7 protein-coding genes are annotated in these 8,687 nt (G+C 68.2%); all 7 read right to left on the reverse strand.

Going from position 1 to position 8,687, the window contains the following annotated elements; all coding sequences use genetic code 11:
* Positions 1-105: 105 nt before the first annotated feature.
* The 7 genes from B1964_RS11960 to B1964_RS11990 all read right to left on the reverse strand — a co-directional run bounded on the left by B1964_RS11960 (position 106) and on the right by B1964_RS11990 (position 8,485).
* Positions 106-1,047, reverse strand: a complete 942-nt coding sequence (locus B1964_RS11960; RefSeq protein ID WP_079929893.1) for a copper transporter — start codon at positions 1,045-1,047, stop codon at positions 106-108.
* Between the two features lie 3 nt (positions 1,048-1,050).
* The gene (gene steA / locus B1964_RS11965; protein ID WP_079929894.1) at positions 1,051-2,238 is read right to left on the reverse strand and encodes a putative cytokinetic ring protein SteA; all 1,188 of its coding nucleotides are present in this window, start codon (positions 2,236-2,238) and stop codon (positions 1,051-1,053) included.
* A 95-nt stretch (positions 2,239-2,333) separates the two neighbouring features.
* Positions 2,334-4,082 (reverse strand): DNA repair protein RecN, encoded by a 1,749-nt coding sequence (gene recN, locus B1964_RS11970; protein ID WP_079929895.1) that lies wholly within the window; start codon positions 4,080-4,082, stop codon positions 2,334-2,336.
* Positions 4,083-4,084: 2 nt separating this feature from the next.
* Entirely contained in the window at positions 4,085-5,170 is a 1,086-nt protein-coding gene (locus B1964_RS11975; protein ID WP_014360202.1) for an NAD kinase, read from the reverse strand.
* Positions 5,171-5,200: 30 nt separating this feature from the next.
* Complete coding sequence (locus tag B1964_RS11980) at positions 5,201-6,127, reverse strand: TlyA family RNA methyltransferase (protein WP_014360203.1); 927 nt, start codon at positions 6,125-6,127, stop codon at positions 5,201-5,203.
* Between the two features lie 29 nt (positions 6,128-6,156).
* Entirely contained in the window at positions 6,157-6,450 is a 294-nt protein-coding gene (locus tag B1964_RS11985) for a hypothetical protein (RefSeq protein ID WP_079929896.1), read from the reverse strand.
* 13 nt (positions 6,451-6,463) lie between these two features.
* The gene (locus tag B1964_RS11990; RefSeq protein ID WP_079929897.1) at positions 6,464-8,485 is read right to left on the reverse strand and encodes an HAD-IIA family hydrolase; all 2,022 of its coding nucleotides are present in this window, start codon (positions 8,483-8,485) and stop codon (positions 6,464-6,466) included.
* Between the last annotated feature and the right edge of the window lie 202 nt (positions 8,486-8,687).

Genomic DNA, 8,687 nt, shown 5'->3' on the forward strand with positions numbered 1-8,687 from the left:
CCCCCCCCCGCCACGACACCGACGGGGCGGGCAGCCCCGCGTGTCGCGGCGGACGTCGGGTCACCGGTGACGATGTGCGCGCGTGGTGCGCTGCGCCTGGACTGCTCAGGCCGGTTGGGACTGAGCCGGTTGCGCGCCGACGGTGATGGCGCTTGCCCCCGGACCGGAGCCGAAGGAGCCGGAGCGGCCCTGGCTCTCCTCGTCGAGCGCGAGGACGGTGGTGATCAGGCCGGTCTGGGCGTCGACGTTGTCGATCGTGGTGATCGCGTTGCGCAACGCCGGGTCCGAACGAATCACCGCTATCGGTGACACTCCCGTCGCCGAACCGCTGCGACCGACGAGTTCACCGCCCTGCGCACGGGCGGTCATCGCCGCGGCCAGCCGGGCGACCAGTTGCCCCTGGGCACCGGAGTTCTCCGGGAGCGCGTCGCCGGAGACGAACACCACCAGATCGGCGGGCCGGATCGCGTTGTCGACGTAGGTCAGGAAACCGCCGTCGCGCAGGGTTTGCAGCCCGGTCTGGCGATCGGCGACCGCGGCAGCGTTCTGATCGCTGCGGTGCATCACCAAGGTCCCCAACAGATCCCCGACCCGTGAGCCCGAGTCGGTCAGTTCCGCACGCAGTGTCGCACCCGGGGGAATCGTCTGGTCGACGATGGTGCGGACCTGTTCGGCGCTGTCGTCGCGCACGAGCTTGTCGGTGAGGCCGAGCTGCCCGGAAAACGTTGCACCCGCAGTCGACAGCGACTGTTTGACGGCGTCGACGTCGGAGTCGGCGGCGTTGGGCGTGGTGACGACGAGAACGGCGTGCCCCTTGAGCTGATCGGCGATCAGCCGCGGAGCGATCGCGGCGTCAAAGCTGTTCGCGGCGTTCACCTGATCGTTGAGACCGTCGCGCTGCTGCTCGAGGTCGCCGATCCGATCACGGCTCGTACCGGTCAGGGAATTGACGCGATCGCCCACGAACCCCGAGCCGAGGAACAACCCCAGCGCGAGGGCCAAAAACACCGCCACCAACGAGATGGCGTGCTGGCGTAGAGAAATCATGTCCTACCTGTTCCAGACTCCCCGAGCCCACTCGAACAAGTGGTTCCATTGGGCCACAGCCCAATCGGTGATCTCCGGTCCCGCGCTCGAGAGCATCACCGCGGCGATGACGGCGATCAGCGCGGCGAGAATGACGCAGGCGATGGCCGCGCCGGACACCCGGCTGCGATACAGCGTCGCGACCGCCTTGGCGTCAACAAGTTTGGGTCCGACCTTGAGCCGGGTCAGGAACGTCGACGGCGTCGACTCACGACGTGAGCGGTCGAAGAAGTCGTCGAGAGATCCGCCGTAGCCGGCGGTGACGATGAGGTCGGCGCCATGGAAGTCGGTGAGCAGCAACGCGAGATCGGCCGCGGTTCCGGCGGCCGGGAAGGTCGTCGCACCGATGCCGAGGTCCTGGATGCGTTCGAGGCCGGGGGCGTGTCCGTCGGTGTCGGCGGGCAGCACGACCTGCGCACCACACCGCAGCGTCGCCGCCTTCATCTGTTCCGGGTCGCCGACGACGATCGCCGGTTTGTACCCCGCCTTCACCAGGGTGTCGGCGCCCGCACCCACGCCGACGAGAACCGGTGAGTACTCCTTGATGAACGGCTTGAGTGAACGCAGTTCGGTCCCGCGATCGGGTCCGTCGGCGACGATGACCACATGCTTGCCGGCCAGGGACACATCGATGTCGGGCACGCCGACACCGTCGATCAGAAGTGGCGACTCGCTGCGGATGAATTCGATCGTGTTGCCGGAGAAGGCTTCCAGATGGTCGACCAGTCCGGTCTTGGCGTCGATCATCATGCTCGCGATGTCGTGCTCCTCGAGCGTGGTGCCGCGCGCGAGACGCCGGTCCCCGACCATCAGACGGTCATCGTGGACGCGGAGCTTGGCGCCGTCCTTGACCCGCTTGAAGACCTCCGGGCCGACCTCGTCGAGCAGGACGATGCCGGAGGCGACCAGCACCTCGGGACCCAGATTCGGATAGCGGCCGCTGATCGACCGGGATGCGTTGACGACGGCGACGACGTTCGCCTCCACGAGCGCGTCGGCGGTCACGCGATCAAGATCGACCTCGTCGAGGATCGCGATGTCACCCGGCCCCACACGTTCGAGGAGGCGCTTGGTGTTCTTGTCGATTCTGGCGATACCAATGACGCCAGGCAGTTCTTCGGTGTTCCGCGCGAGCAGTGCAGGCATCTTCATGACGGCAATGATTGACCGCCCCGCGCATCGACTGCGGGAGGCGCGCCGCAACAATGGCAACTTTTGTCACACGCGCATCAAGAACACCGAACGAATCAGGAGCCTTTTTCTGTCTCAGCAGTTGTCAGGAGTTCCTCGGCGTGCGCCTTGCCGGTATCGGATTCGCCGAGGCCGGCGAGCATCCGGGCGAGTTCGGCGATCCGCTCGTCGCGGTCGAGCGCACGCACGGTACTCGTCTGCACCGCGCCCTTGCTCGCGCTCTTGCCGATGACGAGGTGGTTGTCGGCGAACGCGGCGACCTGCGGGAGGTGGGTCACGACGATGACCTGGTGAGCGCGCGCCAGCCGGGCCAGACGACGCCCGATCTCCACCGCGGCGCGCCCGCCCACTCCGGCGTCGACCTCGTCGAACACCATCACCGAGCCTGAAGTCGGTTCGGCGAGAACGACTTCGAGAGCGAGCATCACTCGTGACAGCTCACCGCCGGACGCCGAGGTCGCGATGGGCAGCGGGCGGGCGCCCTTGTGCGGAACCAGGGCGAATTCGACGCGGTCGGCACCGTCGGCGCCGGCGTGTGCGCGCTGCCCGTCGACCTCGATGGCCAGTCGGTCGTCGGCATCGGCGGATTCGAGTCCGACCTCGACCGACAGCGTCGAGTCCCCCATCGCCAAACCGGCGAGTTCCTTGGACACCTTGCCGGCCATCGTCGTGGCCGCTTTCGCACGGATGCGGTGCAGGGTGGCCGCGGCCTCGGCGACGACCTCGGCCGCCGCGGCGGCGCGCCGCTCGAGGTCGTCGACGCTGCCCTGGGGGTCCTCGATCTGCTCGAGTCGCATCTGCGCCTGCGTGCGCCAGTCGATCACCCCGTCGATGTCGGGGGCGTACTTGCGCACCAGCGATTTCAATTCGCCCTGGCGGGAGAGTAATTGGTCGAGCGAATCGGCGTCGGTCGGGAGCGCCGACAGGTACGCGGTGAGTTCGTCGCCGATGTCGGTGACGACCGTCAGTGTTTCGCCGACGCGGCCGGCGAGGCGTTTGAGCTCATCGTCGGCGGCCGCCTCGAGCATCGACCGCACCTGGCCGAGGCCCTCGATCACCGACCCCGACTCGCCGGCGACGATCTCGTGCGAGCCCGACGCGGCGGACCGGATCGACTCGAGATCGGTGAGGCGGCGGATGGTGTCGGCGAGGGAGTCGTCCTCACCGGGTTGTGGGTCGATCGCTGCGATCTCGTCGATCCCGAAGCGCAGTCGGTCGGCCTCCTGGGCGAGTCCGCGGGAGTTGGCGCGGAGTTCGTCGAGCTCGTCGAGTATTGCCAACCACTCGGCTCGCGCACTGCGATAGGCGGCGAGTGCCTTGGACGCCTTCGCTCCGGCGAAGGTGTCCAGCGCGACGCGCTGACGGTCGGGTCGCAGCAGTCGTAGCTGGTCGTTCTGACCGTGCACGGTCAGCACCGAGCTGACGAGCTTGCCCAACGTACCCACCGGAACCGAACGTCCACCGAGATGCGCGCGGGATCGGCCGTCGGCGTTGACGGTGCGGATCGCGATGACGGTGCCGTCGTCGTCGAGGTCGGCGCCGGTGGACTCGAGGAGGTCGGCGACCTCGCCATCGGGCCCCCGATCGGGATCGGCGACGCGGAAGCGCCCCTCGACCGTTGCCTTCGCGGCACCGGAGCGAACCCGCCCGGCGTCGGCGCGTCCGCCGGCCAACAGACGCAGGCTGGTCACGATCATGGTCTTGCCCGCGCCGGTTTCACCGGTCAGCGCGGTGAAACCGGGAGGGAACTGCGCCGACGCCCCGTCGATGACGCCGAGGCCGGCGATGGACAGTTCTTCCAGCACTCCTAGGCCTGCCTCCCCCGCCAGCCCGTGACCGGCAGATCGAATTTTCGGACGAGGCGATCGGCGAAGGGGTCGGAGTCGATCCGCACCCACTGCACCGATCGGTCGCTGCGAACGACCTCGACTCGCGCACCGGCGGGCACGTCGAGGCGTCGTCTGCCGTCGCACAAGGCGAAACCGGAGCGGCCGAGCTTGTCGACCTCCACCGCGATCCGGGACCGCGGACTGGTCACCATGGGTCGGGCGAACAATGCGTGAGCATTGCTCGGCACCACCAGGATCGCCTCGAGGTCGGGCCACATCACCGGTCCGCCCGCGGAGAACGCGTAGGCGGTGGAGCCCGTCGGCGTCGACACGAGGACGCCGTCGGCCCCGAAAGCCGACACCGGACGGCCGTCGACCTCGGTGATCAGTTCGAGCACACCGGTGCTGGTGCGGTTGAGGATCGCGACCTCGTTCAGCGCCCAACTGGTCTGGGGCGTGCCCTCGGTGTCCGCCGGGTCGATGACGGTGACGTCGAGTGTCATCCGCGGTTCCACCCGATAGTCCCCGGAGACGAGCTGGGCCATCACCTCGTCGACGCGGTTCGCCTCACCCTCGGCGAGAAACCCTATGTGGCCCAGGTTGATTCCGAGGACCGGGACACCTGCGGGATAGGCGAGCTCGGCGGCCCGCAGGAAGGTGCCGTCGCCCCCGAGCACGATGACGATCTCGCATCCCTCCGCCGAATCGGGGTCGCCCGAGGTCACCTCCACCTGTGCACCGAGTTCTCGCAAATGCGCGGGATCGAGGGGGTTGCGTTCCGGTGGGCGCGGTATCGGGCCGGTATCGGCCACCGACTGCGGGTAGGCCCGGGCCTCGCTCGCCGGGTCGGGGTCGACGTGGGTGTCGTGATCGACGACCCGTAAGGCCACACCGCCCTCTGCGCAGTGCCGGGCGATCGCGGCGATGGTGTGGGTGACGGTCTCGCGGCCGGTGTGGGCGACGACGAGGAACTCGCGATGGGCGGAACCGGTCCGTACGGACCCGCGGGCCGGATCGGAAGCACCGCCTGTGCCAACCGAATCCGCGACCGATGCGTTGCCCACCTGGTCTCCTCTCGTCTCGCGCGATGGCATTCAGCGCGGACCGTCGGCGACGGCCTGCCTGATCATCTGGATGATGTCCGGATTCACGTCCGGCTGCAGCGCATTCCCGTCGAGGACATCGGGCACCGAACCCGCGTCCGGTATCTCGCCCTCGACCGGCGATCCGCCCCGGCTACCGACCCTATCGCCCGACACCGACACCGTGCCCGACGGCCGCTGCAACCAGAGGAAATACTCGACGTTGCCCGACGGTCCCGGGAGTGGGCTGGCCGTCACCGCGCGGGTGACCAGGCCGAGCCGCGCGGCCTCGGTGACCACCTTGACGACGGCCTCCACCCGCAGGTCGGGGTCGCGCACCACGCCACCGGAACCGACGCGATCCTTACCCACCTCGAACTGCGGCTTGACCATCGGCACGATGTCGGCCCCGGGACGCGCACATGCGACGAAGGCGGGTAGGACCAGCGCGAGTGAGATGAACGACAGGTCCGCGACGACGAGGTCGACGGCACCCCCGATCTGTTCGGCGGTCAGATGCCGAACATTGGTGCGGTCATGGATGTCGACGCGGTCATCGTTCTGCAGACGCCAGATCAATTGGCCGTAGCCGACGTCCACGGCAACGACCTCGCGGGCGTCGCGGCGCAGGAGCACGTCGGTGAATCCGCCGGTGGATGCACCGGCATCGAGGCATCGCCTGCCGGCGACCGTCAGTCCCTGCGGCTCGAATGCCTCGAGTGCACCGATCAGTTTGTGTGCCCCCCGCGATGCCCAATCGTCGCGGTCGTCCTCGACCACGACGATCGGGGTGTCCCGGCCGACATTGGTGGCCGGCTTGGCGGCGATGGTGCCGTTGACCTTGACCGCCCCGCGCTCGACGAGTTCGCGGGCCTGCTCGCGTGAGCGTGCGAGACCACGGCGTACCAGTTCGGCGTCGAGACGCGCCCGCGCGGCCACTCAGCGACACCTCACCCGTGTTGGCCTGGTCACCGACGGTCCACGTCCGACAACGCGGAGGTCAGTACCTCATGCGCTTGTTCGAGCAGTTGTGTCTGACGCGCCAAGGCCACCAAATCGATTGCCTCGCCGGACTGTTCGCGAATGTCGTCCACTTGCCCCAGGAGCTCACGCACCCGCACCGGGATGGATTCGGCCAACTCGGGGTCGACGGGATCGACGGTTTCGGCATGTGCCTCGCCGGGCCGCGCGCCAGGCATCATCTGCGGCGTCGGCCCCGTCGCCGATGCCGGCCTCGCGGAGGCATCGTCGGGGAAGGTCATTGCTCTCGTCCCTTCACTCGGCGCCGAGACCCAGATCCTCCAGCGCACTTCGGGTCGTCGGGTCATCGGCGGTGATGGTGATTTCCGTCAGGTCGATCTCGTCGGCGTCGGCGAGCGCCCAGACGCGAGCGGCCAGTGATGGCAGCAGGCGCAGCGTCGCGGGCGGCTCGGTCACCGGTGACACCGTCAACGTGTCGCCGGTCTGCTCGATACGCCAGTCGTCATTGTCGGCGATGCGTAGCGAATCGGCAGGGTCGAGAACTCCCGACAGATCGTCACAGACGAAAGTCGGCCGCTGCTGCGGTGGTGCGGCGAGAAGGTCTGTGGCCGTGCTGACACCACTGAGCACCAGGAGACTGTCGAGGCCCACCGAATGTGCGCCCTGGATGTCGGTGTCGAGTCGATCCCCGACCACCAGTGGGGTGTCCGCGCCGCTACGGTTGATGGCGTCGGCCATGAGCGGCGCAGCCGGCTTTCCGGCGACGAGCGGCTCCTGGCCGGTGGCGTTGGCGACCGCTGCGACGAGGGATCCGTTGCCGACGAGTAGCCCACGCTCGGATGGCAGAGTCGCATCGACGTTGGTGGCCACCCACAGTGCGCCTGCCCGTATCGCCAGAGCGGCCTCCGACAAGCTCTCCCACGAGGTCTCCGGTGAAAAGCCCTGGATGACGGCGAGAGGACGATCGTCCGCGCTGCGCGTCACGGCGATCCCGACCTCGCGCACCTCTTGGGCGAGACCGTCGGTGCCGAGTACAAGGGCTCGCGATCCGGGCTCGAGGTGTTCGGAGAGCAACCGGGCTGCCGATTGCGCACTGGTGACGACCTGTTCAGGAGCCGCCGTGAAGCCCATCGACCGAAGATGCTCGGCGACCGCGTCCGGACGTCTGCTCGCGTTGTTGGTGACGAAGATCGTCGTCACGTCGATCCGCTCCAGCGTCTCCGGCGCACCGGGTATCGGGCTCTTCCCGGCGAAGACGGTGCCGTCCAGATCGAGCAGCAACGCGTCATACGCGTCAACGACGCGCGCGGGCGCAGGCGGCGGGGGAACCGGCTCGGTCTCCCTGGCCGGTGTCACGGCGATTTCGGGACCCTGTTCGCTCTCCGGCTCTGCAACGCTCGCTTGCCGAACAGACCCGGGCTGCGACTCCGTACTGCCCAGCGACTCCGACCGGGGCGCCGGCTCGGGCTCGGACGCAGGCTCAGGCTCGACGATCGCCGCTCCGGAGTCCTGCTGGTCTTCGGGGGCGGGGTCGACATCCGGCTCGACACTGCCGACCGAGATCTCCATCAACCGGAACTCGGCATCGGTGGCATCTTCGGTGTCGGCGGCCGAGGCATTCATGAACCAGGTCGTCGCCTCATCAAGGCGGCCGGCGGCTTCGAGGGCCGACGCGTACGCATAGAACAGACGCGCCGCGGCAGTGCCGGTGCGGCTCGGACTCAGGTCTTCCAGCTGAAGGGTCACCAACGCCTTCTCGGGCTCCCCGATGTCGAGGCGGGCGCCGGCTTCGACGATGCGCATTTCTGTGGCTTCGTCATCGCGCAATGCGCGCCCTTCCTCGCTGCGCGCGATCTCGATGGCACGCTCAGGTCGTCCCAATCCGCGTTCGGCGTCGGCGATGAGCGGAAGCAGTGCCGAACTACCGGTGATCCGACGAGCCGCCCTCAGCTCGGAGATGGCTTCCTGCCACTGACCGGCGTTGTAGGCGGCGACGCCGGCGGTCTCGCGGACCACACCGACGCGCGCTGCACGACGCCGAGCCGCACGAGCATGTTCCAAGGCCAGATCGGCATCTTCGTAGAGGAGCTCCGCGACCATCACCAGATGCCGCGCGACACGCTCCGCTGTCCCCTTCTCCAGGGATAGCAGATCACGCCGGGTATCGGGGTCGAGGTCGGAGGCGACAACGTCCTCGGGAAGGGCAGGGTCGGTGGGACCGTCAGTTCGTTGCCGACCCTCACGGTGAGGGCGGCCCGACTGATCGGCTCGGTCCGGACGCTGGCGGCGGCCGCGGGTGCGGTCACGGTCATTCATGGTTGCCAATCTATTCCCTCGTCACGGCCTCGGCCGAGCCGACCCCGGGCACATCACCGTCGGCCGATCTGAAGGTGGGTTGAATGGGGATGCCCCGCAACACGATGTGTGTTGCGGGGCATCCCGGAAAGTAATGTTCGGCGGTGTCCTACTCTCCCACACTGATTAGGGTGCAGTACCATTGGCGCTGGTGGGCTTAGCT

This window comes from Gordonia sp. i37, assembly GCF_002043085.1.
In the GTDB taxonomy this organism is placed as follows: domain Bacteria; phylum Actinomycetota; class Actinomycetes; order Mycobacteriales; family Mycobacteriaceae; genus Gordonia; species Gordonia polyisoprenivorans.

Bases quoted from the DNA above. Each gene is read 5' to 3' on its own strand.
- B1964_RS11985 (WP_079929896.1), bottom strand. From the start codon at position 6,450: ATGACCTTCCCCGACGATGCCTCCGCGAGGCCGGCATCGGCGACGGGG.
- B1964_RS11990 (WP_079929897.1), bottom strand. From the start codon at position 8,485: ATGAATGACCGTGACCGCACCCGCGGCCGCCGCCAGCGTCCGGACCGA.
- steA (WP_079929894.1), bottom strand. From the start codon at position 2,238: ATGAAGATGCCTGCACTGCTCGCGCGGAACACCGAAGAACTGCCTGGC.
- B1964_RS11960 (WP_079929893.1), bottom strand. From the start codon at position 1,047: ATGATTTCTCTACGCCAGCACGCCATCTCGTTGGTGGCGGTGTTTTTG.